The organism is Lacinutrix jangbogonensis (assembly GCF_000797445.1).
GTDB classification, from domain to species: Bacteria; Bacteroidota; Bacteroidia; order Flavobacteriales; family Flavobacteriaceae; genus Lacinutrix; species Lacinutrix jangbogonensis.
The window spans coordinates 136,710-163,277 of record NZ_JSWF01000028.1 but is presented as its reverse complement, the minus strand read 5'-3'; the positions used below and the strand labels follow the sequence as shown (position 1 = coordinate 163,277).

General features: G+C 33.4%; 20 protein-coding genes and 1 pseudogene. 12 read left to right on the top strand and 9 right to left on the bottom strand.

Translation table 11 applies throughout. The annotated features are described in order from the left end of the window. The first annotated feature begins 75 nt into the window (after positions 1-75). On the top strand, positions 76-684 hold the full coding sequence (locus RH82_RS09685; protein ID WP_034060282.1) for a superoxide dismutase: 609 nt from the start codon (positions 76-78) through the stop codon (positions 682-684). Positions 685-959: 275 nt separating this feature from the next. Here RH82_RS09685 and RH82_RS09680 read toward each other — a convergent pair whose 3' ends face one another. Both RH82_RS09680 and RH82_RS09675 read right to left on the bottom strand, forming a co-directional pair. Beyond that, positions 960-2,858, bottom strand: a complete 1,899-nt coding sequence (locus RH82_RS09680; protein ID WP_034060280.1) for an amidophosphoribosyltransferase — start codon at positions 2,856-2,858, stop codon at positions 960-962. Positions 2,859-2,927: 69 nt separating this feature from the next. Beyond that, positions 2,928-3,857, bottom strand: a complete 930-nt coding sequence (locus RH82_RS09675; RefSeq protein ID WP_034060277.1) for a PfkB family carbohydrate kinase — start codon at positions 3,855-3,857, stop codon at positions 2,928-2,930. Positions 3,858-4,057: 200 nt separating this feature from the next. Between RH82_RS09675 and RH82_RS17845 the strand changes: the two genes are divergently transcribed. The 5 genes from RH82_RS17845 to RH82_RS18400 all read left to right on the top strand — a co-directional run bounded on the left by RH82_RS17845 (position 4,058) and on the right by RH82_RS18400 (position 9,602). Beyond that, on the top strand, positions 4,058-5,455 hold the full coding sequence (locus RH82_RS17845; RefSeq protein WP_052158293.1) for a sensor histidine kinase: 1,398 nt from the start codon (positions 4,058-4,060) through the stop codon (positions 5,453-5,455). Then, complete coding sequence (locus tag RH82_RS09665) at positions 5,455-6,198, top strand: LytR/AlgR family response regulator transcription factor (RefSeq protein WP_034060274.1); 744 nt, start codon at positions 5,455-5,457, stop codon at positions 6,196-6,198. The genes RH82_RS17845 and RH82_RS09665 overlap by 1 nt, the downstream gene beginning before the upstream one ends. 117 nt (positions 6,199-6,315) lie before the next feature. Beyond that, the gene (locus RH82_RS09660) at positions 6,316-7,218 is read left to right on the top strand and encodes an ATP-binding cassette domain-containing protein (protein ID WP_034060271.1); all 903 of its coding nucleotides are present in this window, start codon (positions 6,316-6,318) and stop codon (positions 7,216-7,218) included. 17 nt (positions 7,219-7,235) lie between these two features. Further along, positions 7,236-9,446 carry a thioredoxin-like domain-containing protein gene (locus RH82_RS09655; protein WP_034060269.1) on the top strand — a complete coding sequence of 737 codons (2,211 nt, stop codon included), beginning with the start codon at positions 7,236-7,238 and terminating at the stop codon, positions 9,444-9,446. A gap of 42 nt (positions 9,447-9,488) precedes the next feature. Beyond that, positions 9,489-9,602: a hypothetical protein gene (locus RH82_RS18400; RefSeq protein WP_241148035.1), complete on the top strand. Its 114-nt coding sequence runs from the start codon at positions 9,489-9,491 to the stop codon at positions 9,600-9,602. Here the strand turns inward: RH82_RS18400 and RH82_RS09650 are convergent. The 3 genes and pseudogenes from RH82_RS09650 to purN all read right to left on the bottom strand — a co-directional run. Then, positions 9,603-10,235: pseudogene (locus tag RH82_RS09650) on the bottom strand (ribonuclease H1 domain-containing protein); the annotation flags it as partial. A gap of 26 nt (positions 10,236-10,261) precedes the next feature. Continuing rightward, complete coding sequence (locus RH82_RS09645; protein ID WP_034060267.1) at positions 10,262-10,954, bottom strand: cyclase family protein; 693 nt, start codon at positions 10,952-10,954, stop codon at positions 10,262-10,264. Further along, positions 10,951-11,514, bottom strand: coding sequence for a phosphoribosylglycinamide formyltransferase (gene purN, locus RH82_RS09640; protein WP_034060264.1), 564 nt, complete (start codon positions 11,512-11,514; stop codon positions 10,951-10,953). The genes RH82_RS09645 and purN overlap by 4 nt, the downstream gene beginning before the upstream one ends. A gap of 182 nt (positions 11,515-11,696) precedes the next feature. Between purN and RH82_RS09635 the strand changes: the two genes are divergently transcribed. The 5 genes from RH82_RS09635 (at position 11,697) to pyk (ending at position 16,009) form a co-directional block, all read left to right on the top strand. Next, complete coding sequence (locus RH82_RS09635) at positions 11,697-11,930, top strand: acyl carrier protein (protein WP_013869581.1); 234 nt, start codon at positions 11,697-11,699, stop codon at positions 11,928-11,930. 12 nt (positions 11,931-11,942) lie between these two features. After that, the gene (gene fabF, locus RH82_RS09630) at positions 11,943-13,193 is read left to right on the top strand and encodes a beta-ketoacyl-ACP synthase II (protein ID WP_034060261.1); all 1,251 of its coding nucleotides are present in this window, start codon (positions 11,943-11,945) and stop codon (positions 13,191-13,193) included. Between the two features lie 8 nt (positions 13,194-13,201). Beyond that, a complete protein-coding gene (rnc, locus tag RH82_RS09625) occupies positions 13,202-13,948 on the top strand; it encodes a ribonuclease III (RefSeq protein ID WP_034060259.1) in 747 nt (248 codons plus the stop codon). A 145-nt stretch (positions 13,949-14,093) separates the two neighbouring features. Then, a complete protein-coding gene (locus RH82_RS09620; RefSeq protein WP_034060257.1) occupies positions 14,094-14,582 on the top strand; it encodes an IPExxxVDY family protein in 489 nt (162 codons plus the stop codon). Further along, a complete protein-coding gene (pyk, locus tag RH82_RS09615; RefSeq protein WP_034060255.1) occupies positions 14,582-16,009 on the top strand; it encodes a pyruvate kinase in 1,428 nt (475 codons plus the stop codon). The genes RH82_RS09620 and pyk overlap by 1 nt, the downstream gene beginning before the upstream one ends. 268 nt (positions 16,010-16,277) lie before the next feature. On the opposite strand, the gene dinB is transcribed toward pyk, so the two are convergent. Then, on the bottom strand, positions 16,278-17,378 hold the full coding sequence (gene dinB / locus RH82_RS09610; protein ID WP_034060254.1) for a DNA polymerase IV: 1,101 nt from the start codon (positions 17,376-17,378) through the stop codon (positions 16,278-16,280). A 71-nt stretch (positions 17,379-17,449) separates the two neighbouring features. Here dinB and RH82_RS09605 point away from each other — a divergent pair, with 71 nt between their 5' ends. Continuing rightward, complete coding sequence (locus RH82_RS09605; RefSeq protein WP_034060568.1) at positions 17,450-17,917, top strand: CYTH domain-containing protein; 468 nt, start codon at positions 17,450-17,452, stop codon at positions 17,915-17,917. Positions 17,918-17,983: 66 nt separating this feature from the next. On the opposite strand, the gene RH82_RS09600 is transcribed toward RH82_RS09605, so the two are convergent. From RH82_RS09600 to RH82_RS17840, 3 genes are read right to left on the bottom strand one after another with little or no spacing between them, the layout of a single operon-like run. After that, a complete protein-coding gene (locus RH82_RS09600; RefSeq protein WP_034060253.1) occupies positions 17,984-19,900 on the bottom strand; it encodes an OmpA family protein in 1,917 nt (638 codons plus the stop codon). A gap of 32 nt (positions 19,901-19,932) precedes the next feature. After that, positions 19,933-20,838: a PorP/SprF family type IX secretion system membrane protein gene (locus RH82_RS09595; RefSeq protein WP_034060250.1), complete on the bottom strand. Its 906-nt coding sequence runs from the start codon at positions 20,836-20,838 to the stop codon at positions 19,933-19,935. Positions 20,839-20,865: 27 nt separating this feature from the next. Beyond that, a complete protein-coding gene (locus RH82_RS17840) occupies positions 20,866-26,469 on the bottom strand; it encodes a choice-of-anchor L domain-containing protein (RefSeq protein WP_052158291.1) in 5,604 nt (1,867 codons plus the stop codon). Positions 26,470-26,568 lie beyond the last annotated feature (99 nt).

Below are 26,568 nucleotides of genomic sequence, written 5' to 3'. Positions count from 1 at the left end.
CCTTTAATTTTTAATTGATTTGTTAAAGTGTTAAATTTACACTCAAAGAATTATTAACCAAAAACATAAAAAATTATGGCTTTCGAATTACCGAAATTAAAATACGCATACGATGCTTTAGAACCAAACATCGACGCGCGTACAATGGAAATACACCACTCTAAACACCACAATGGATATACCTCTAAATTAAATGCTGCAATAGAAGGCACAGATTTAGCTGGGAAATCTATTGAAAATATATTAACAAATCTTGATATGGATAATAAAGGTGTTAGAAATAATGGTGGCGGATTTTACAACCATTCTTTATTCTGGGACGTAATGAATCCAGAAGGTAAAGGACGTTTGTCTGGAGATTTAAAAGATGCAATTGAGGCAGCTTATGGCTCTGTTGATGTTTTTAAAGATGCTTTTAGTAAAGCTGCGGCAACACAATTTGGTTCTGGTTGGGCTTGGTTATGTGTCCATAAAGGAGGAAAGGTAGAAGTTTGTTCTACACCAAATCAAGACAATCCATTAATGCCAGGTGTAACTTGTGGCGGAACACCAATTTTAGGTTTAGATGTTTGGGAACATGCTTATTATTTAAACTACCAAAATAGAAGACCAGATTATATTAATGCATTTTTTAATGTTATTAACTGGAACGAAGTAGAGAGACGTTATGCTTTAGCAAAATAATCTTCATTCATAAATATATTTAGAGAGCTAGTAAATTTTACTGGCTCTTTTTTTTTAATCTAAAAACAGAAAAAGGTTTTATAAGAATAAAAATTTCAATTTTTTACAAATAAAAAAGATGAACTTTCGTTCACCTTTTTTGTCCCAAATTTACCATGAACTTAACCTACTTATGTTATGGTAATTTAAATGTATGTAAAATATTTTTATCTAGAAAATCTTTTAGATTAAAAGCAGTAAATTCCGTTAAAGCGATTCAACTACCTATAAATCAATTAATAAGCACGCTCTTTATTGCCTTCGAAAAAATTAATAAAAGCTCTGTTTACTACTCTATTTCCTCCTACCGTTGGGTAATCTCCTGTAAAATACCAATCTCCTAAGTTTTTAGGGCAAGCCTTATGTAAATTCTCTACAGTTTGAAAAATGATTTCTACTTCCGCATTTACAGAATCATCACTTAATAATTGCGATATTTTGGCTGAAATTTCTTCAGGAGTAAATTGATCGTAAATTTCATTTACAAAATTCTTCACATCTTTGTCGGCTAAGCTTACTTGAGCTTTACATTTATGGTAAACAGTTTCTACTAAATCGTATTTGTTATTGTCTTTTAACAGCTCTAAAGCAGCATTAAAGGCAACAAGTGTTTCTAAATTTGCCATATCGATACCATAGCAATCTGGAAAACGAATTTGTGGTGCAGAAGAAACAACTACTATTTTTTTAGGATGTAGTCTGTCCATCATTTTAATAATACTCTTTTTTAAAGTTGTTCCTCTAACAATACTATCGTCTATAATAACTAAGTTGTCTGTTGGTTTAATTACACCATAAGTAACATCGTAAACATGAGCTACTAAATCGTCTCGACTACTATCTTCAGTAATAAAAGTTCTAAGCTTAACATCTTTAATTGCTATTTTTTCAATACGCGGTCGCTCCTTTAAAATTTCTACTACTTTTTCTTTAGACAATTTCCCACCACCAGATAAAATGGCCTGTGTTTTACGTTCGTTTAGATGTTCTTCTACCGTTTCAATCATTCCATAAAATGACGTTTCTGCTGTATTTGGAATATAGGAGAATACAGAATTTGCAGTATCATGCCCAATAGCTTTTAAAACTTCTGGCATTAATAATCTTCCAAGCATTTTTCGTTCTTGGTATATTTCTGCATCACTACCACGAGAAAAATAAACACGTTCAAAAGAACAAGCTTTACGTTCTAAAGGTTCTAGAATTTGTTCAATAGAAACTTCACCAGATTTTTTAGTAATAATAGCATGTCCAGGATCTAATTCTTTTACATCATCGAACTCAACATTAAAAACTGTTTGTATTACTGGTCTTTCTGAAGCTACAACTACAACCTCGTCGTCCTTATAATAATAAGCTGGACGAATTCCTGATGGATCTCTTAATACAAAAGAATCCCCATGACCTAGCATTCCAGCCATTGCATAGCCACCATCCCAATTTTTTGCAGCTCTTCTAAGTATTTTTGCCACATTTAAGCGTTCTGCAATTAGTGGAGAACATTCGCTCTTTTTATACCCTTCTTTCTTTAATTTTTTATAGATTTTACTAACAGCATCATCAAGAAAATGACCTATTTTTTCCATAATAGTAATCGTATCTGTATATTCTTTTGGGTGCTGGCCAAGATCAATCAAACTACTAAATAGTTCTTTAACATTAGTCATGTTAAAATTACCAGCAAGAATTACGTTTCTATGTTGCCAGTTATTTTGACGTAAAAAAGGATGTACACTTTCTACACTATTTTTTCCAAAAGTACCATAACGTACATGACCTAAAAGCACTTCGCCAATGTAAGGTATGTGTTGTTTTTGTAAAGCAACATTATCGTTATACTCTGGATGTGCTTCTAATTCAGTATTAATACGCTCATTAATTTGCGCAAAAATATCTTGAATTGGCTGTTGAGCAATAGAACGCACTCTACTTATATAACGTTCTCCAGGTTTTGTGTCTAATTTTATACTTGCAAAACCAGCACCATCTTGTCCACGATTGTGCTGTTTTTCCATTAATAAATACATTTTGTTTACTCCGTAAAAAGCACTACCGTATTTTTCTTTGTAGAATTCTAATGGTTTTAAAAGTCTAATGTGTGCAATTCCGCACTCGTGTTTTAAAGCATCACTCATTGTTGTTGTGTTGTGAGTTAAATATATATACTAAATAAAAAACGCGCTCTAATTTGGAGCGCGTTTTTTTTATGTTAATTCAATTTCGAATTGCGTTAAGTCTTTAAATTGCTGTAAGCGTTTATGGACTTCTTCGTCTGTAAGTGTTAGCATGCGCTCTGTGCCAAATTTTTCGACACAAAAAGAAGCTAATGTACTTCCGTATATTACAGCGTTTTTCATGTTTTCAAAAGAAACATCGCCTGTTTTTGCAAGGTAACCAGCAAAGCCACCAGCAAAAGTATCTCCAGCTCCTGTTGGATCGAAAACTTCTTCTAAAGGTAAAGCAGGTGCATAGAACATGTTGTTATCATGAAACAATAAAGCACCATGTTCTCCTTTTTTAATGACCACATATTTTGGTCCCATTTCATGAATTTTTCTAGCAGCAACGACCAGAGAATACTCTCCTGTTAATTGTCTTGCTTCTTCATCATTAATGGTAATAACATCTACGTTTTTAATTACAGAAAGCAAATCATCTAGAGCAATGTCCATCCAGAAATTCATAGTATCTAAAATGGCTAACTTTGGTTTTTTAGACATTTGATCTAATACACCTTGTTGCACCATTGGATGTAAATTTCCAAGCATTACAATTTCTGCATCCTTATAAGCCTCTGGTACTACAGGACTAAAATGCTCTAATACATTTAACTCTGTGGCTAAAGTATCTCGAGAATTCATATCGTTATGGTATTTTCCACTCCAAAAGAAGGTCTTGCCGTCTTTAACAATTTCTATCCCTTCAATATTTACGTTCCTATCTTTTAATAGATCTAAATATTCCTGCGGAAAATCGCCTCCTACAACAGATACTGCAGCAGAATCTACGTTATCAAAATTTGAAGCAGATAAACCTATATAGGTTGCTGCTCCACCAAGAATTTTATCGGTTTTACCAAATGGTGTTTCAATAGCATCAAAAGCTACGGTACCAACTATTACTAATTTACTCATCTAAACGTTCTTAAATTAAAGTGCAAATATAGGTTTTTTAGTCGCTGTTTTTTAATTTCCTTTCGGAATAAAATGGAATTCATTTTCAAATAAATTTATAGATATTAGGAATTCACTTATAAAAAAGAACGGTTCACTATTCTTTATTTTTTTTGAGGCTTTAAATGGTAGAGGTTTGCTTTAAATTAATAAAATTTGATATGAGAAAATTAAAAAAGGCTTTTGTTTATGCGTTGATTGTAACTGTTGTAATTAATGGTTTTGGGTTTTTGGCGGCTGTTAATAATTCAGGCTTAGATTCAACAATTACAGACTTTAAGAGAATGTCTAGAATGACAATTGCGCTCTTTTTTGTTCCAACTTTCTTGTCTATACTGTTTTATAAAAAAGATGTTTTTAAAAAAGGTTTTAAAGGAATAGAACATTTTATAATTCCTGCATTAATTTCTTTTGTAGCTGTTTATGTTATAATACATTTTAGCATGATACCTTATGCTAAAACTTCATATAATGGAATATCAAGACTTGCTTTAAATAATGCTTTATTTTCTATTTTTCTTTTTCTATTTATTACAATAATTATTTATATAACTAAGATTAAAACTAAATCAAAAAAAATTAAAAAGCTAAATATTAATTCCTTAATAGCACTAATTATTATTATTATTATAACAATATTTATACTTATTGGTATTCCTTTAATTTCAAATAATCCATTTACTTATGCAGAGGGACAATTGAAAAGAGAACTAATATATCGTTTGATAACCTCCATAATTACATGCTTATCATTTTTTTATATCTATAGAGATTTTTTTAAATCCAAAAAAATAATAGCGATAATGATGGTTTATTTTGTTAATCTGATTTTATTTCCAATTGCATTTATGGGATTTGAATTTTTCAAAACAGCTTTTCTATTCTCTCTGGCACTTTGTATGCCTTTTGCCTTGATTTTAACTGTAGCGATTCACACTTATTTCATCTACCTAATCAACAAACAAGAAAAAATAAACTTAAAGCAAATAGGAGTAGAAGCATCCTTAAAATACCAACAGTTAAAATCACAAATAAGTCCGCATTTTCTTTTTAATAACATTAGCGTTTTAACAGGTTTGATAGAAGAGAATCAAGAAAAAGCAGTGCAGTTTTCTGAAGACTTATCTAAAGTTTATCGCTATTTTTTGGAGCAAGAAACTCAAGACTTGGTGACTTTAAAAGACGAAATCTCTTTTGCTAATAAGTATCTAGCGTTATTAAAAGTGCGTTTCGAAGATGCTTTACTATTCAATAATGATCTCGAAGAAACTGGAGCTTTTTATATTTTACCAATGACATTACAACAAGTGTTTGAAAATGTAGTAAAACATAACGAACTAAGTGTAGAAAACCCAATTGTTATAGCAATGTCAATAGAAAAGGATTTTCTCGTAATTTCTAATACATTACTTCCAAAATTACCTACTGAAACAAAAAATCCAACAGGATTAGAGAACATAAAAAATAGATACACTTATTTTACAGATGAAAAGGTTATTATTAATAAAGACGATAATCTATTCACAATAAAATTACCATTATTAAAACCAGAAGCATAATGAAAGTAGTACTTATTGAAGATGAATTAGCTTCTAGCCGACGGCTGCAGCGCATGCTAAATGCTTTTAATTACGAGGTTGTAGCTAGTTTGGTTTCAGTGAAATCAGCAATAAGATGGTTTCAAAAGAACGATCATCCAAATTTGTTGTTTCTAGATATCCATTTAGCAGATGGTTTATGTTTTGAAATTTTTAAGGAGGTAAAAATTACTAGTCCAATTGTGTTTACAACTGCGTTTAGTGAATACAGTATTAAGGCTTTCGATTATAATAGTGTGTCTTACCTATTAAAGCCAATCAATAATAATGAATTAGAAAAAGCAATTCAAAAAGCGAATACCTTTTATAAAAGCGAAAAGGAGTTAATTGAATTAAAAGAAGTTATTGAAAATGAAAATATTCAGGTTTACAAAACAGAGTTTGCAGTACGAATAGGAAAACGGATTAAAATAATAAAAACCGATACTATAGATTGTTTTTATAGCGAAGATAATGCGACATTTTTAAGAAGCGAAAGCAGTAATTATATTACAAATGACTCGCTTTCAAATTTAGAAGCTAAATTAAATCCAAAACAATTTTTTAAAGCTAATAGAAAATTTATTATTAATAGAGAAGCAATCGTAAATGTAATATCTTATTCTAACAGCCGATTTAAAATTGAATTAAAAAATGATGATGAGGCTGAAATTATTTTAAGCAGGGAACGATCTAGAGATTTTAAAGTTTGGTTTGTTACTTAAATTAATAATTTTTTTTAAAAAAACGCTCAAAGCACCATGTTAATACAATACTTTAGATTAATTAGTCCGAAAATTAAAAGTTTACAGGAGAAATAATTTAATAAACAAATAGTTTATATGGAGTATATAATACAAACCAAAAATTTAACCTATAGTTATTCAAAACATAAAAAAGCATTAGACAATTTAAATATTAACGTGCCCAAAGGTTCTATTTATGGGTTTTTAGGACCTAAGGGCGCTGGGAAATCAACAACTATGCAGCTATTAACCAGTACTTTAGTTAATAGTCAAGGTGTAATTGATGTATTTGGGGAATCATTATTTAAACAAGTTCCTTACGTATTTTCTAAAATAGGTTCTTTAGTAGAGTCTCCTAATCTTTATTTGCATTTAAGCGCCATAGATAACTTACGCTGTATAGCAAAACTAAAAGAGGTTGCAGAGAGTAAAATTTCTGAGGTATTAGAGCTGGTTGGTTTGTTAGAAAACGGCAATCAAAAGGTAAAACAATTTTCTTTAGGTATGAAGCAGCGTTTGGCAATAGCAATGACTCTATTAGGTGATCCAGAGTTATTATTGCTAGACGAGCCAGTAAACGGTTTAGACCCTTCGGGAATAACATACATACGAAAATTGTTAATTAAATTGAATAAAGAAAAAGGGATTACAATTTTTATTTCTAGCCATTTATTAAGTGAGATTGAAAAAATGTGTACTCATATAGGTATTATTCATAAAGGACAATTACAATATGAAGGTACGATGGAAAATCTATCCAAAAAAGCTGAAAGTTGTAGTGTAAGAGTTTTTTCTAAAAATGTAAAAACCTATGAAAATACTCTTAAAAAATTTAATAAAACAATAGCTATAATAGACGATGAACATTTTATAGTCCAGTTAAAAGACAGAGAAATGGTGCCAGAATTGTCCAAGTTTTTAATACATCAAAATATTCCTTTATATGAGCTGAAAATTGAAGATAAATTAGAGGATAAGTTCTTGTCGTTAACTAAATAAATTCAAAACTCGCTGACATGTTTAAAGATTTTAAGAAGGTAATACTAACAGAATTTATAAAAAAGAAGCGCTCTGGAATTTTCTATTTGAGCTTGGTAATCGGTAGTTTTATTCCATTGTTCATGTTTGTTATTAAGTTAATTGCTTATGATGAATCTGACAATCAAATATTAGGTTTAGCCGTTAACTACTACGAAGAGTTGTTTAAGTTGCTATTGTTGCCCTTTGCTTTGTTTTTCTTTCCTCTAGTTATTGTTATAAGTGCAAGTAGAATAACCCAAATAGATCACAAGAATAAAGGATGGGAGTTTATGGAGACCATGCCAGTTAGTAAGCTTTCTATTTACTTTTCTAAGTATTTTATTTTATTACTGTCTAATGCGCTTACAATACTTACTTTTCTTTTAGTTACGATTATCTCAGGTTGGCTGTTTGTTATAATTCATCAGCCAGCAGCATATATTAATACCGAATTACCATTTTTATTTGTTACTAAAATCGGGTTGAGATTATTTATAGTAGGAATATGTATCTCTGGGTTTCAATATGCATTTTCTGTGATTATAAAAAGCTTTATTTGGCCATTGGTTGTTGGGTTTTTTTGTTTGCTTTTGCCACTATTTTTAAAAGAACAAGGCATTGTTTTGAATTGGTATCCGTATTACTTTTTGAATTTAATCCAAGAATATCCCTATGGCAGCGATTTTGGAAATCTGTTTACTTATTCGGATTGGTTAAGCCTAATTTATGCATTCTTATTTTTGTTTGTAGGTTACAATTGGTACAATTTTAAAGGCTTTAGTAATGCTTTTTTTAATTCTAAAAAAAACCTATTTAAAGGTTTGGGTGTAGTAACACTTTTAGTAGTTTTTTTCGTTTATGTTTTAAAACCAAATGTACTGTCTTCGCATAGTAAAACTATAATTACTGGTACACTAGAATCAAATATTGAAATTAATGAAGCTTTTTTATTAGAAAGCTTTACAAAAGATACAGTAGCGAAAATCAATATTAATAATGGTGTTTTTAAAACTATTATAAATAAAAATCTAAGTTTAGGAGATTATGTAATCTTTTCAGATAGAGGTGCTTTAGCTTCTGTTACTTTAGGACACAACGATAGTGTTAATCTTAACATTAAGGTTTTTAATAGACCAAGCAGTTTTACGGTTAAAGGAACACGTATTGCAGAAAATATTAAACCAAAAGGGAATAGAAGCTTTACTGCAATTTCTTATTATTTACAAAATAATAGTAGAATAGAAGATTCACAATTTTTTATGAAAAGCATTTATAAAGATTGGCAGAAAGAATTGTCTGAGATGTATTTATTAAGGTCTGTCGATAATATAGTACCAAGAGAAGATTTTGTAGCACTAAACAGGAAAAAACTTTCAGCAAAACATTTACAAAGATGGTATAGTTATACAAAAAAACGGAAAGTTTTATTTCCTAATGTACCCTTTGAAAAAACTAAACATATTATGGAACTAGAAAATAGTATTTCTTTAACCGACAACAGTTTACTAACAGATACAAACTATTTTAATTTAGTATCACAAACGCTAATTGAAGACGACCAGAGGGATTTAGATGATAATACAAAGTTTTTTGATGCTATTGAAAAATTGCCAGAAAGTCAATTTAAAAACTCAATATTGTTTTTTCAATTAAAGAAAGTAATAGAGCAAGTTGGAAACACTAAAGAAAGAGATTCCTTAATAACGCGCTATGCAAATACTATAAATAATGAAGATTATAAGGCTCTAGTTGTAAAACGTAACGAGGTCTTAAATAAATTTAGTGCGGGAATTTACGCTTCTAATTTTTTGGCTTATAACATAAAAAACGAAGATTTTAATTTAAGTGATTACGCAGGTAGCTATCTTTTAATAGATGTTTGGGCATCATGGTGTGGTCCATGTAAACAGGAAGCGCCATATTTTGAAAGTAAGGCATCTAAATACAAAGGGAAATCTATAAAATTTGTATCAATAAGCGTTGATCAAGATGAAAACGCTTGGAAGATTGCTGTTAAAGGAAAAAACAGTATCGTACAGAAGCTAAGAGTTAAGAATATAAAAGGTTTTGGTAAAGATTTTAACCTATCTGGGATACCAAGATTTATATTAATTGATCCATTAGGAAAGTATGTTAATTCTGAATTTTTGAGACCCTCAAACAATTCTTTTGATGTTGTATTAGAACAACTTGAAGGCTTAAATTAGGTTGGGAGTATCAATATTTTCTTGAAATAGCCAATCAAGAATGTGTCAGCTTATACTAACAGCCGATTTAAAATTGAATTAAAAAATGATGATGAGGCTGAAATTATTGTAAGCAGGGAACGCGCAAAAGCTTTTAAAAACTGGTTAGACTGTTAATTATTTCCTCCCAAAATCTGCAGGTATTTCTCCCCAAGCTTTCGTTTCCCATTTTACAATGGTTGTTTTGTATTCATTTTCCTTTAACCAAGTTACTGCGCGTTCTACCAAATCGTAAACAGGTTTGTTTTTTGCATTACGTACTAATTTAGAATTGCATTTTTTTTTACGCACCCAACTCATAGCAGTTCTAGAGTCTGTATAAAGAATACGTTCGCTTTCATGCTTTTTTAAAAAGCTTAAACCATGAACTAAAGCTAGAAACTCACCAATATTATTTGTGCCTTCAGCAAAAGGACCTTGTTTAAAAAGTTGTTTTTTAGATTTAGTATCGACACCACGATATTCCATAATCCCAGGATTTCCACTTGAAGCAGCATCTACCGAAATTGAATTATAATTTGGTTTCCCAATTTTTTTAAGTTGCTCACTAGATAATTCACTTTTAAAGCTTTTATTCTTACCTATATAATCGAAATAGTTTCCATTTAAAGCAGTTTTTGCAGCATCAAAGGTTGTAAACGATTTATATTGCGCACCTTCATAATCTTTTATTTGCGCTTTACAATCGTTCCAAGATTCAAAGACACCTTTATGATGACCTTGCCAAACGGTATAGTATTTTTTTTCTTTTTACTCATTTTAAAGTATTCTCTAAGCTATTCGAAAATTGCAACAGCACGAACAGGAGAACCTGTTCCTCCTTTTATTTTCAAAGGAAAAGCTATAAAGCGAAACCTTCCACGACCAATTAATTGATGCAAATTAATCATATTCTCGTAATGTGTAAAACCAAGCTCTCCACAAATATGGTGTACTTCTTTATTAGAGATCCCTGGAACTCCAGGAGACATGGTTTCTACTCCAAAAGCTGAAATTTTCTTATGTCCCAACCATTTTGCAGCATCAATTGTAATTCCTGGGCCTTTGCTCCAATTAACTGTTCCAAAGGCATTTTTGTAATGGTTTGTATATAGTAATACTGTATCTTTTTCTTCTACAGATAAGTTTTGATTTTTGCAAGCTTCAATAATATCGTCAACATCTATTAGTTCTTGGAAATCTTTATTAGAAAAATCAAGACAGATTCCTTCGGTATAGAACATACTTAAAGGCATGGTATCTATTGATTTTCCTTTATATTGTATAGCCATGTGGTTGATAGCGTCTACATGTGTTCCTGTGTGTTCCCCTAATTCAAGTTTATGTACTGCTGGTGTTTTTGTTTTAGAATCCAAGTCACCATTCCATTCTTCATGTGTATTATGTATAGACATTTTTACTTGCGGTAGATCTTTGTAAACAGGCATACCTTCATATATTTCTTGACTTAGGTCAATAATTTCTGTCATGATAATAGTTTTTCAACAATCTTAGGAAAATGCTCCATCTCCAATTTATGAATTTTATCTGCCACATCTTCGGCAGAGTCCGTAGCTAAAACCTTACATTTTCCTTGAAAAATGATCGCTCCTTCGTCATAATGTTCATTTACGTAGTGAATTGTTATGCCAGTTTCAATTTCTTTTTCATGAACCACTGCATTATGCACATGCATTCCATACATGCCTTTTCCACCAAATTTTGGGAGCAAAGCAGGATGCACATTTATGACCTTATTAGGAAAATGATTGAGAATATTCTCAGGGAATTTCCAAAGAAAACCTGCAAGAACAATGAGGTCTGGATTAGCACATTTTAAGATATTTAGCACATCTTCTGTCTCAGTAAACGCTATTTTATTGAATGATAAGGCGCTCGTTTTTAGTTTTTTACAGCGATCCAATACTTTGGCACGCGGATTGTTAGTTAATACCTGAATAACAGACGCATTGTCGCTATTTTGGAAAAACCTTATTAAATTTTCAGCATTAGTTCCGCTTCCGGACGCAAAAATTACTACACGTTTCATTTTCTAGTATTCAATGTTAAATCTTCAAACAAAAAAAAGAATAATTATTAACAATTACGGGCTAAAACTCAAATTCCTCGAAATAAATTATTAACTTTCGAAGTCTTTTCTAATAGAAAGATGAGTTTTAAAATAAAGTTTTTTATTTTTGCCTCTTAATTAAAACTAAAAAATTAAAAATTATGTCAGACATTGCATCAAGAGTAAAAGCGATAATTGTAGACAAATTGGGTGTTGATGAAAACGAAGTTGTAACTGAAGCTAGCTTCACGAATGACCTAGGAGCAGATTCATTAGACACTGTTGAATTAATTATGGAATTCGAAAAAGAATTCGATATCCAAATTCCAGACGATCAAGCAGAAAACATTGCAACAGTAGGTCAAGCTGTATCATATATTGAAGCTGCAAAATAAGCACTAATATTTATGGAACTTAAGCGAGTTGTAGTTACAGGTCTAGGAGCACTTACACCAATTGGTAATACCAAAGATGAATTTTGGGAAGCCTTAATTAGTGGCAAAAGTGGTGCCGCGCCTATAACCTATTTTGATACTGAAAAGTTTAAAACAAAATTCGCTTGTGAGTTAAAAAACTTTGTCGCAACCGATTTTCTAGATAGAAAAGAGGCGCGAAAAATGGACAGGTTCACGCAGTACGCAATGGTCGCATCTGATGAGGCTATTGCGGACTCGAACCTAAATTTAGATACCATCAATAAATTACGTGTTGGTGTTATTTGGGGAGCAGGAATTGGAGGCTTGGAAACATTCCAGATCGAAATGCTAAATTTTGCAGAAGGAGATGGTACACCAAGATTTAATCCATTCTTTATCCCAAAAATGATTGCAGATATTGCACCAGGAAACATATCTATTAAAAATGGATTTATGGGACCTAATTATACAACTGTATCTGCTTGCGCATCATCTGCTAACGCGATGATAGATGCTTTAAATTATATTCGTTTAGGACATTGCGATGTTATTGTTACAGGTGGAAGTGAAGCCGCTGTAACCATTGCAGGAATGGGCGGGTTTAATGCCATGCACGCATTATCAACAAGAAATGAAAGCCCAGAAACAGCCTCAAGGCCTTTTGATGGAACTAGAGATGGTTTTGTTTTAGGTGAAGGTGCTGGAGCAATTATTCTTGAAGAATATGAACACGCAAAAGCAAGAGGTGCAAAAATTTATGCGGAAGTAGTTGGTGGAGGAATGTCTAGCGACGCTTACCATATGACAGCTCCACATCCCGAAGGAATAGGCGTAATTGCAGTTATGAGAAATTGCCTTGAAAACGCTGGATTAAAACCTGAAGATGTCGATCATATAAACACACACGGTACATCTACATCACTTGGTGATGTTGCCGAGCTTAAAGCAATTTCTGAGGTTTTTGGCGCGCATGCTAAAAACATCAATATTAATTCTACAAAGTCAATGACTGGTCACTTATTGGGTGCTGCTGGTGCTATTGAGTCTATTGCATCAATATTAGCAATGGAACATAGTATTGTGCCTCCAACAATTAATCATTCAACCATTGACGAGAATATAGATCCTAATCTAAACTTAACGCTTAACCAGCCTCAAAAGCGCGAGATAAAAGTCGCAATGAGTAATACCTTTGGTTTTGGCGGACATAATGCTTGTGTATTATTTAAAAAGTTAGATTAAACCTTTTAATGAAAAGAATTCGAAACATATTCTTAAAATCTAAAGAAGAAAAAGGAGAATTCTTTGTCACAATTTCACAAATTATAGGTTACAAGCCAAAAACGATTAAACACTTTAATACAGCGTTTACACATCGTTCTATGAATATAAAAAATAGCAAAGGCAATACTGTAAATTATGAACGGTTGGAGTTTTTAGGCGATGCTATGCTAAGTGCAGTAATAGCAAATCACTTATATATTGAAGTACCAAGTGGAGACGAAGGCTATTTAACTAAAATGCGTTCTAAAATTGTAAGTAGAGAGCATTTAAACGAACTTGGCCGTGATTTAAAACTTATAAATCTTGTACAAAGTAAAATCCCCAAAGGTCAATTTGGTGATAATATTCATGGTAATCTTTTCGAATCTTTAGTAGGAGCAATTTACTTAGATGGTGGCTATAAAGCTTGCGAGAAATTTATTTATAAACGTGTTATTACTCCTTTTGTAGATATAGAACAACTTGAAGGAAAAGTGATTAGTTATAAATCTTTATTAATTGAATGGTGCCAAAAAGAAAAAAAGACTTTCGATTATAATGTTTACGAAGATACTGGTAATGATAATATTCGTCATTTTTCTGTAAAACTATCTATCGATGATAAAATTGTATCAAAAGGTAGAGCCACTTCAAAAAAGAAAGCAGAAGAAAAAGCTTCAAAAAGAGCATTTTTGTTTTTCAAAATCAAATTTCAAAGGCTTTTTTATAATTAACACCTTTTTTTTAGCTTAATAACAAAACCCACCAAAACTACAACGTTTTCGTAATGGTATCTTGTTAAGATTGACTAAAATAAGGCACTTCGAACCATTTTATAGACTATATTTACAATTCTGTCGACGTAAAATCAGTATTAATATGGCAATTAAAAAACTCGTTTTAGATGATTTTTTAGAAGAAGAAAACTTCTCGCTTATTGGTATTCATTGTACAATTGAAGATTATCGTTTAGCTTATCTACTTAATAAAACTTTAGAATTAAAGTTAGTGAGACAAGAAAATGATATAGATAATAACAATAACAAAACGGCTTTTTCTATTTTCGAATGGGAAGACGACACACAATTTAAAACTTGGAATTTAGTGTCTAATACTTGTAAAGTAGTTACAAGCCAAACGGATAATAATTTAGATTCACTATTTAGTTTTAATCGATCAGTAACTAAAACGCATCATTTGGTGCCTGAGTTTAGTAAAGCAAATTATCTGTTAAAGATTAATAATGAGTGTCCAACTAAAAAAGAAAAGCTCATTCTAGAAAAAATACTTAAAATAGACCAAGTTATTACAGCTTACAGTATTGCTTCTAAAAACTTAAAATCTAAAGATCAACTAATATTTAACTAATGTTAAAAATAAAAAAGACTAAAATAGTAGCGACTTTAGGTCCTGCAACAAGCACTAAAAAAGTTTTAAAAGGGATGTTAGACGCAGGTGCTAATGTATTTAGAATTAACTTTTCTCATGCAGACTACGAAGATGTTAAAGAACGTGTACAAATGATTCGTGAACTTAACGAAGAATTTGGTTATAACGCTTCTATTCTTGCAGATTTACAAGGTCCTAAATTACGCGTTGGTGTAATGAAAGGGGAGGTTTTTGTAAAACCAGGAGACGAAATTATTTTCGCCACAGGAGAACGATTTGAAGGCACAAAAGAACGTGTTTATATGACCTATGACCGGTTTCCTCAAGATGCCAAAAAAGGGGAACGCATTCTTTTGGACGATGGAAAACTAATTTTTGAAGTTGTTTCTACAGATAAAAAATCTGAAGTTAAGGCCAAAGTAATTCAAGGAGGACCATTACGTTCTAAAAAGGGAGTAAACCTTCCAAATACAAATATTTCACAGCCAGCTTTAACAGAAAAAGATATTGAAGATGCAAAATTCGCTTGCGAATTAAAAGTCGATTGGTTAGCCTTATCATTTGTGCGTCATGCCGAAGATTTAATGATATTACAAGAGCTAATAAAGGAGCATAGTGATCATAAAATTCCAATTATTGCAAAAATAGAAAAACCCGAAGGTGTAGCAAATATCGATAAAATTGTTGCCTATTGCGATGGTTTAATGGTTGCACGTGGTGATTTAGGAGTAGAAATTCCAGCAGAAGAAGTGCCATTAGTACAAAAGCAATTAGTACTACGTGCTAAAAAAGCAAGAATACCTGTAATTATCGCCACACAAATGATGGAGACTATGATCGATAGCCTTACACCAACGCGTGCCGAAGTTAACGATGTTGCAAATTCCGTAATGGATGGTGCAGATGCCGTAATGTTATCTGGTGAAACAAGTGTTGGTAAATACCCAATAGAAGTTATTAAGCAAATGTCAAGCATTATTCGTAGTGTTGAGGATAGCGATTTAATTAAAGTACCACACGAGCCACCTACAATTAGAACAAAGCGTTACATAACAAAATCTATCTGTTTCCACGCAGCTAATATGGCGAATGAGATTGATGCCAAAGGCATCTCTACGCTAACAAATAGTGGATACACAGCGTTTCAAATTTCGGCATGGAGACCAAAATCACATATTTTAGTATTTACATCTAACAGGCGTATTTTAACGCAATTAAACTTACTTTGGGGAGTTAAGGCCTTCTTTTACGATAAATTTGTAAGCACAGACGAAACCATAGAAGACGTAAACAAAATGGCTCAAGAAATGGGTTATTTAGTAAAAGGCGACATGTTAGTAAGCTTAGCGGCGATGCCAATTCAAGAAAAAGGAATGGTAAATACGTTGAGGATTACGGAAATATAATTTTTTGAGCGCAACCTTAAGGTCGCGCTTTCAATACTCGCTCTCTGCAAGGAGCTCAAACAGACCGTTCAATCGCTAACGCAGACGAAAGCTAGTGATTATAAATTAAAACCAGTTACAATGTTGTAGCTGGTTTTTTGTTTTATATGATGATGATGATTAGTGTGGTATTTTGGTGATTAGTTAATCTCTCTGAGAAGCAGCCGTTTTAATGCTTTTTACCAATCGTTAAACTGCATTCGGCTTTTTTTATTAAAAACTCAAATAATTAAAACCCAAACTTCAACTGCACGCAGACAGTCTTTTTTTCGACCTTTTTAGCTTTTTTTTCTGTATTTAGATTGGATAGTGAAATTCCTAAAAGTCGAACCGAGTTATTCATCTTTTCTTGATACAATAAATCTTTAGCCGTTTCTAGAATTATGTCTTTGTCACTAATAAAATAAGGCAAAGTTTTACTACGTGTTTGTAAGGTGAAATCGCTATATTTTATTTTAAGTGTTATTGTTTTACCTGCAACGTTACTTTTGTTTGAACGCTTAGAAACCTCTTCGGCAATGTGCTTTAGTTTTTCAAACATAAAAATTTCAGAAGATAAGTTTTTACTAAAAGTACGTTCTGCAGCCAAACTTTTTCGAATACGATTCGGTTTAACTTCACTATTATTTAGTCCTCTTACAATGTAGTAATAGTATTTACCAGATTTTCCAAAGTATTTCTCTAAGAACTCTAAAGGTTTAGACTTTAAATCTAGTCCTGTAAAAACACCTTTTTGATACATCTTTTCAGCAGTAACTTTACCAATCCCATGAAATTTCCTGATGTCTAGTTGCTCTAAAAACTCGAGAACTTCTTCAGGATTTACTGTTTTCTGCCCGTTAGGTTTATTGTAATCACTCGCTATTTTCGCAACAAATTTATTAACCGAAATACCTGCAGATGCTGTTATGCCAACCTCATTAAAAATGCGTGTTCTAATTTCTTCAGCAATAAGAGAAGCACTAGGATTTCCTTTTTTGTTTTCTGTAACATCTAAATACGCTTCATCTAGAGATAAAGGTTCAACTAAATCGGTATAATCAAGAAAAATACTACGAATTTTTTTAGAAATATCTTTATAACGATCGAATCGTGGAGGTACAAATAATAGTTCAGGACATAAACGTCTTGCTTTTACACCACTAATTGCACTTCGCACACCATATTTGCGAGCTTCGTAACTTGCAGCACTTACAACGCCACGTGTTCCGCTGCCTCCAACAGCTAAAGGTTTACCTCTAAGCTCTGGATTATCCATTTGCTCAACAGACGCGTAAAATGCATCCATATCCACATGAATAATCTTTCTTATTGGTAAATCGTTTAGCATAATGTAAATTTAGGCATTAATTGCCTTTTGTCTACTTTAAAGGGCTATGGAAAATAATGAACGCTACATATATGATAGAAATAGAACGTAAATTTTTAGTACGATCTGATGCTTTTAAGGATGAAGCATTTAAACAAACTAAAATTGTACAGGGCTTTTTAAGTACAGATAAAAAAAGAACTGTTCGTGTTAGATTGAAGGGAAATAAAGGCTATCTAACGATAAAAGGAGAATCTTCTAAAAATGGACTTTCACGTTTTGAATGGGAAAAAGAAATCTTAAAACCTGAAGCAGAATCACTGTTAAAACTTTGTAAAAAAGGAAAGATTGAGAAAGTGCGTTTTGAAATCAAAGCGGATAATCATACGTTTGAAGTTGATGTATTTTCCGGAAAAAACAAAGGTTTAATTGTTGCTGAGGTAGAGTTGAATTCAGAACAAGAAGCCTTTAAAAAACCAGATTGGTTAGGTAAAGAGGTAACAGGAGAGAGTAAATATTACAACTCGCAGTTAAGTAAAGTACCATTTTGTAAATGGTGACACAATTAAATAAAAAAAGCCTCAACTTTCGTTGCGGCTTTTTTTTGGTTTTAAGCTTTGGTTAATTTAGTTAGCAGTTGGACCACCGCTCATAATTATAAACTGAGATCTACGGTTTAATTGGTGTTGTTCTTCGCTACAATTTTCACCACAATCTACTGCTAATTCCGATTCTCCTTTTCCTGCTCCTGATATTCTTGTTGCATCAATACCTTTTGATATAATATACTGTACCGAGGTTTTTGCTCTTCGGTTTGATAACTTATCGTTATAACTATCCGAACCACGTGTGTCGGTATGTGAGGTTGCATAGATTACCATGTCTGGATACTTTGTCATGACTTGTACTATATTGTCCAACTCAAAGGCTGCTTTTGCTGTTACGTTAGACTTGTCGTAATCAAAATAGATTGGATTAAGTACCACACGTTCTTGAGGAATAACAATTTTATCGATTGGGTCTAATGCTATTTCTACTGCTGTTTCTTCTTCGTTACTCCCTTTTATTGATAGTCTATTACTTTCGTAATCGGCCATAGTAACCTGTAACTCTGTATCGGTGTCACATGCTACAATGTATTCTACTTTACCGTCTACATTTGTTGTTTTTGTTGACAACACATTCCCTTTGCTATCGACTAAAGAAGCTGTTGCTCCCACTAATACTGCTTTGGTTTTGTTGTCTATTACTGTTGCTACAATTAATACATCGCATAGTGGTTGTATTTTTTTGATCGCATAAATATCATCATCTCCTTTTCCACCTTCTCGGTTTGAAGACACATAACCTTCGCCTGTTTCTTCGTTTATTGAGAATGCAAAATCGTCTGCATTAGAGTTTATTGGTATTCCAACATTTCTAACAGGTGCCATTTTACCATCAATCTCTTTAGTATAGAATACATCCATACCTCCAAGTCCTAAATGACCTATTGATGAGAAGTATAACGTGTTATTATCACTTATGTATGGAAACATTTCATGGCTTTCCGTATTTACTTTCTGTCCCATGTTTACTGGTGTACCTATTTGTCCATTTCCATCGATACTTGCTTTGTAGATATCATAATTTCCAAAACCACCTGGCATATCACTAGCAAAGTACAAGGTGTTTCCATCTGTACTTACACTTGGATTTTTTATAGAATAGTTTTTATTGTTTATAGCTAAAGCTTCTACGTTAGAGAATGCATCTCCACTTTTAGTAGCTTGGAACAAGTGTAATACACTGTATTTTGTGTTTGATACTGAATCTTTTTCATAAATGTTTTCGTAGAAACTCTCTCTTGAGAAATACGCTGTAGTTCCATCTGGAGAGAAAGACATTAATCCTTCATGGTATTTTGTGTTCATTTTATCCTCTAGCATAGTTTCGTTTTGGTACGACCCATCTTCTGCTTTTGTAAATGAATACATATCTAAAAACGGTTGCTCATTCCAACCATATTTTTTTCTATCATCGTTTCTTGCTGAAGCGATATATAACTTCCCGTCTTTTAGTGTGCCTCCAAAATCTGATACTTTAGAGTTAATATCCATATTCTGAACATTAAACTTTTTACCACGTTTTAAAATTTTTGGTAAGTAATCTGGATTTGCCATAAACATAGTGGCTCTATCATCTCCTGGACGCATAGAAGCAAACTTGCGCATTTCTTTGTTTGATGCTTCGTACTTTCCATTAGCCTTTAGCATTTCAGAATACTTGAAAATCATTCCTGGTGCTTGAGAAGTTTCTAAGGCTTTTGCATACCATTTTTCGGCTTCTGTAGTATTAAAAATATTATAATTAGATTCGGCTAAACGTCCGTAAACGTAGGCGTCAGCAGAGCCTTTCTCTACTAATTTCGCATAGTCCTTTATGGCTTCTACAAATTCAAATTTCGCAAAATGTTTATCAGCTTTCTTTGTGGCCTTGGTTTGTGCGGTCACACTAAAGCTAATTAGAATGACTAGTGTTATGATTAGTTTTAAATGTTTCATCTGGTCGTGTCTTTTGTGTTAGCTTATGTGGTTTAGAAATAACGTGGTGAACGTGATACTTTTCTTGGCAAACTGATGTCGAAGTTTATAAATATCTCGTGTGAGGCGTCTGTAACTGCGTTTAATTCAGATTGGATAGCATCGTAGGCATAACCTATTCTTAGTGATGGTGAAACCATAAAGTTTACCATACCACTAAAGGAATCGTCTAACCTGTAACCTGCTCCTATTTCTACGATATCGTACATGAATAGGTTTAGGTTAATATCATAACTTATTGGTGCATCGAACGCTAATTTTAATAAAGCGTGTGGCTTTAATTTAAAGTTTTCTGATAAACTAAACACGTAACCTGCTGCTGCAAATAAATGCTCGGTCTCTGAGCCTATTTTTGTACCGTTTATATCTAAATGGGTACCATTTAAAATGTTGGGCATCGAAGCAGATACGTACCAGCGATTAGGTTGGTATAAATACAATCCTGCTCCTATATTGGCTGTGGTCTCATTAACATCTTGTGAGAAAAACGGATCGTTTTCATCTGGAACATCAATACCGCTTAATCCAATATCATGGAAGGTTCCTCCTGCTTTTAAACCGAAGGCTAATTTTGTGCCACTACCTACTGGTAAGGTGTATGAGAAATCTACATAAACATTAGTCTCGCTTACCGGTCCTACTTCGTCATTAATTAACGAAAGACCTAAGCCTACTCTATTACCTACTGGTGCGTGAATTGATAATGTTCCTGTGTTTGGTGAGCCTTCTAAGCCTATCCATTGGCTACGGTATAATGCGCCTATGGATACACTCTCGCTTGATCCTGCATAAGCAGGATTGATCACATTCATATTGTACATGTATTGTGTGTACTGTGGATCTTGCTGTGCTTGTACGCCTATAACTACTAGGAATACGATATATAGTATGTTCTTCATTTCTATTATTATTGGTTTCTAGTTAGTTTAGTTCTTTTCTCTGTTGATATATACCCAAGCGGCTTTTGTTTTTGTCCCTTGATAGTTCATTACATAATAGTAAGTACCTACTGGTAACTTATCACCATCTAATGATTGTCCGTGCCACTCGTCTAAATAATTTGTCTTCTCATAAACCTTAACGCCATTTCTGTTGAATATGGTTAAGCTTTGAACATCGTAACTACTTAAATCGAAAGTGTCGTTCTTACCATCTCCATTTGGTGAAATACCTTGAGGGATTATACAGGTTTCTAACTCTTCTACAAAGATGTCTTCACTAGCTGTACAGCCAGTATCATTATACATAACTTCTATAGTGTATGTTCCTGTTGTTAAAACGTTATCTATTGTTAAATCTGTTTGACCTGATACTAAAACACCTTCGTTATACCAAGAAATTGTTACTTCGCCTTCTGTATAGTTATCACCTATTGCTTCTACTGTAATAGGTACTGTAGCATTAGGACAAACCTCGTAAACAATTGTTGTATTAAATGAGCTCATTGGAGAAATACCAAAGTCTAAATCGAATGTTGTAACATCGAAACAGCCATTAACATCTTCAACTCTTACATATATCGTTTGTGCTCCACCATCAAAATCTGATGGGTTTGTTATAACATTCGTACTTGTCTCTGCATCTACTAAAGTTGTGTAATAGCTAAAAACAAATCCAGTTTGACCATTTGTTATAACATCTTCATTAGATGTTAAGTCGTAATTAGAAACTCCATCCTCATCATCATCACAACCTAGAATATTATCAGCCTGAACTAAAATAGGCTTAGGTGCTAACAATAAGTTGAAACTACTCACCCTGGAACATCCTGTTGTATCATCTTCAATGCTATAATATATAATTGAAGGAGCAGATTGGTAACTTGTTGCATTAGCTATTGGGTTTACACTATCAATAGCATCTTGCTCTGTCGTGTAATAAGAAATTGTCATTCCTGTTTGCGTACCTATAATTATAGCATCATTTTCGGTTAAATCAAATAGTGCCATTCCTGAATTATCTAAGTCACAACCAACAATATCAGGAGCAGGATTTGCAATAGGATTAGGGAAGAATTCTACTATTATTTCATCAACAACGAAACAAGAAGCGTTGGAATCGAGTACAATTTCAACTATGTAATTTCCATTTTCCGTTACTGCTAAGGTTGATCCATTCTGTGGCATACCCATATCATCTAATATAGGCTCTTGGATTCCGTTATCTAAAGTGTACCATGTAATAGTGGATAAAGGTGAAACAGGTACTCCAATATCTAGAATTACTTCATCTCCTTCACAGTTAGCATTTCCACTACCTAAAAGAATATCGTCTCCTAAATCTACTTCTCCAATTTCAAAACTTCCCGCTTTTAAGAAAACCGCAGAATCGTATGCTGTATCACCATCATCTGCAATTACTAATTTTATATGATAGGTTCTATTAGGCACAACAGTTGACATTGCGAATAACGGTACAGTTCTACCAATAAAATTGGTTGGATTTGTAAGTGGAGGTAATCCGCCAGCTCCGTAATACGCATCAAATAATGCTGGATTAGCGGAAGGGCAGCCATTGTTAAAAGCTGCATCTCTAATTGTAAATACAGAAACAGGTGTTGTTGTTCCTGGAATAACAGCAATATTTGTAGTTATACCAGTTACAGTATCTGTAAGTAAGAATGCAAACGCATCCGAGAATCCACATTGGAAAGTGCCATATTCTTCCGCAGCAAAAATAAATTCGAAAGACATGTCTTGAATAAATGGCACAAAATCGAATTCTATAATAGACGCGTTATTAGTAACGCCTTCATTTATTTCTGCTTCTAAGTCTGCATCACCAAGCCAACCAGCTCCTCCACCATCACTTAGAGTTCCTGTTTCTGGTCCTGGAGCGTTTACAGCATTTCCAGTCGTCATTATAATTCCGCTTTCAAAAGGAAATCCTGATCCATTTGCTTCAAAATAACCAATACCATTATCTGAACCAAAATCTGTTCCTGTTGATGATGTTATATTAGATATTGAAGAACAAGGAGAATTTATTAGTACATCTTCTATCAATTCAGTTACTGTATATTGAGTAATATTAGTTGTAATTGGAGGTGGAATAGAAAACACACATAAGTCGAAAGTGACATCTTGAAAGGGAGTGTTGTTAAAAGTAAACACTCTTATATAGTATGTGTTTCCAACAATTAACCCATTTGCAGTACTATTATCTGCAGTACTACAATATAGATTTGTTAAGTTATCGCAATCAGTTCCTTCGTATAGTCCATGAGATAAAAATGTTGTAGGACCAACAATATTGCTAAAACTGATAGCATGATCTGTGTTTATTGCAGTAAAGGTAAACCAAACATCATCATCTGCTGTTCCTGTACATGGATTAGCTTGAGGAGATTCTGTTGCCCCAAATAAAGTACCACTTACAAAACTAGTACAGTTGCCATCTGTATTTGCGGTAACTGAAATAGCATCATCACAATTATCATTTGCGGGAGGACACGTTGGAATATTATAAGCACTACTTGTAAGAACACAATTTACATCTTGCTCGTTGCTTACTGTAAAAATAATATCTGTATTAAATGGATAAGGTCCAAATTGTGTAATACCTGTCGTCGAAACTGATACAGGAGGATTACCTTGGTTATCTTCTATTGAAAGTGATGTTGCATCTCCTAGAGAAGTAACATTTACATCTACTAAAAATTGAGCTCCATTTGCACAATCATCTACAACTTGATAAGTTGCTATTGGGTTAATACATGTTGCACAAGATACTGTAATATCTAAAGGATTAATATTTGTACTACTTTGACAGCTAATTGAACCATCTGATGTAATTTGAAAAGAAATTGTGTCTCCTGTAGATTGGTATGTAATACCACTTAGATCTCCGCCATTACCATATGGTGTAGCAGCATTAAGGTCTGTTGTGCCATCAGTATCAAAAACAATAAGTTCATCCCAGTTGTTTTCTGCATCTCCAGAGTTAATTGTAAAGTTTAGTGGAGAACCATCTGTACTTATAAATGTAAACACATTAGTGTCGTTACTATCATAACAATAATTAAAAGTCGTAGGGCCAACGGAACAATCAACATTGAAGTTAAGTTGTACAGTAGTTGTAAAAGTTAGTGGTCCAGCCCAATCACTAAAACCATTGACTCCACAATCTGATCTTACATAAACTTCGTAAGTTGTTTCAAAAGTTAAAGCGTTTAAGTTAACAGTAGTTGTTGTAGAGTTTGTTCCTGCACCAGTTGGCACTCCAGTACCAGTCGGTTGAAGAACATATTCCCAAGAAGATTCACCAGCTCCAGCCATCCAAGAGAAGTCTGCAGTAGTGCCAGTGATATTGGTGACATTAAGGCCTCCAGGAATTACACAAGTAGGTAATTCATCGAAAGTAACATCATCAATAGCAATATCGTCATAAAAATCTCCTGTTACAATTTCAGAAAAAGTAAATCTTGCTTGTACATCACCGGTTATGGTAAGCGTACTAATATCTATTATTTTTAATTCCCATCCTGCGGTATTTGTATTATAGGTTCCCATTGGATTCCATGCTGCACCATCCCAAACCTCGACATCTAATTGAGAATTTGCGTTGCCTTCATTATCACTAATCTCAAAGAAAGATAAGGCTGGTGTTGTAAGTGGTGAAACATCTACAAGGGGAGATATTAATTGTCGTATCCCATCGTCTCCTGAAGAGTCTACCCAAGCAAAAAATCCGTTTGTAGCAGTACTTCCTGTTATAACTCCATTATTTCCAATATGGTTTCCTGTACCATTATCTGAAAACTCCCAGATGTCACCTCCGCCATTCATTGTCCAACACAAAGGAATAGTTCCTGCATTTTCAAAACCTTCAGTGTATGGTGCTATAAAAGTAACACATTCTGTATCGAAGGTTAATGGCCCTATCCAATCACTAAACTCTGTACCACAATCTGATCTTACATAATATTCATATGTCGTAGCTGGTGTTAATCCCATAGCTACATAAGGATTAGTAGCTGCCGGTGCACCTGCTCCTGTTGGTATTCCTGTTCCTGGTGCTTGTATTGCTACTTCCCATGCTGTTTCTGTTCCATTAGACACCCAAGACAAAGTTGCTGTAGCAGACGTTGTACTGTTAACTGCTAGATTTGATGGGTTTACACATGTAGGTAACTCATCGAAAGTAACATCGTCTATAGCAATATCATCGTAGAAATCTCCTGTTACTGTTTCAGAGAATATAAAACGTGCTTGAACGTCACCTGTTATTGTAAGTGTACTTATGTTAATGGTGCGTTGTTCCCAACCACTAGTATTTGTGTTGTAAGTTGCCATTGGGTTCCATGCAGCTCCATCCCAAACTTCTACATCCAAAGTAGAGTTAGCATTACCTTCATTATCACTAATTTCGTAAAAGGTAATCGCTGGTGTTGTTAATCCAGACACATCTACTAAAGGCGTTACTAAAGTTGTTGGACCATCATCTCCTGAAGCATCTACCCAAGCAAAAAATCCGTTAGTAGCAGTACTTCCTGTTATAACTCCATTATTTCCAATATGATTAAAACCTGGTACATCATTAAAATTCCAGTCTTCGCCTCCATTCATTGTCCAACATAACGGAATAGTTCCTCCGTTTTCGAAACCTTCTGTATATGGGGCAACAAATGTTGTACATTCTGTAGCAAAGTTTATTGGGCCAACCCAAATACTAAAATCTCCTGCACAATCTGATCTTACATAAGCCTCATAATTTGTTGCTGGTGTTAATCCCATAGCAACATATGGATTGTTTGTCGTTGAAACACCCGGTACTGAAGGTAATCCTGTACCTTGAGGTTGAACAACAACTTCCCATGCTGTTACCGGACCTGCTGTCCATGATAGATTAGCAGTTGTAGCAGTTGCACTAACAAAAGCAGCGTTTGATGGCTCTGGACATGTTACTTCAAAGACGTTAACATCATCGAAAGCTACTCCTTCGTCTTGCACGGAACCATCTGAACCAAAAGCAAAACGTAATTGTACGCTAGCCTCTCCTGCCAAACCTGTTAATGCATGATTAGCTGTAATCCAGCCGTTTGATCCTGTTCCGTTTCGTCCTGTCCAACCTTCTGGCTGACCTCCGGGGTTTCCACCTATTGTATTATCAGTATACCATCCTATATCTCCAAAAGCACCAACATTAACCCATGTTGTTCCACCATCTATAGAAGATTGTAATACTGTGCCATCCCAACTAAACTCTGATTCCCACCAAATACTAAAAGAAATAGCTGGTGCAGCTAAGGCTGAAAGGTCAAATATTGGACTAGTGACAGTTGAAGAATCACCTAGATTGTAATCACCTGTTAGGTTTGTTGCCCAAGAGTTAGAACCAGATGCAGCACTGTTAATAACTGCTGCTGCTGGTGTTCCTAAGGCCCATGACCCATTGGTTGTGTTATCCAAAACCCATCCTCCGTCGCCAGTTTCAAAATCTTCTGAGTATGGATATGTAGTGATTTGTGCATTGGCACTATAACTTAAGAACAAAGTTATAATGACCAAAAGAAGTGTAAATTTTCTCATCGTTGCTATTTTCAGTTAGTTTTTTAAAAGAGGTCTAAGCTAGAAAAAAAAAATTTACAACCCGAAAAAGTTTACTTTTATAGATTAAATGCGGTTTTT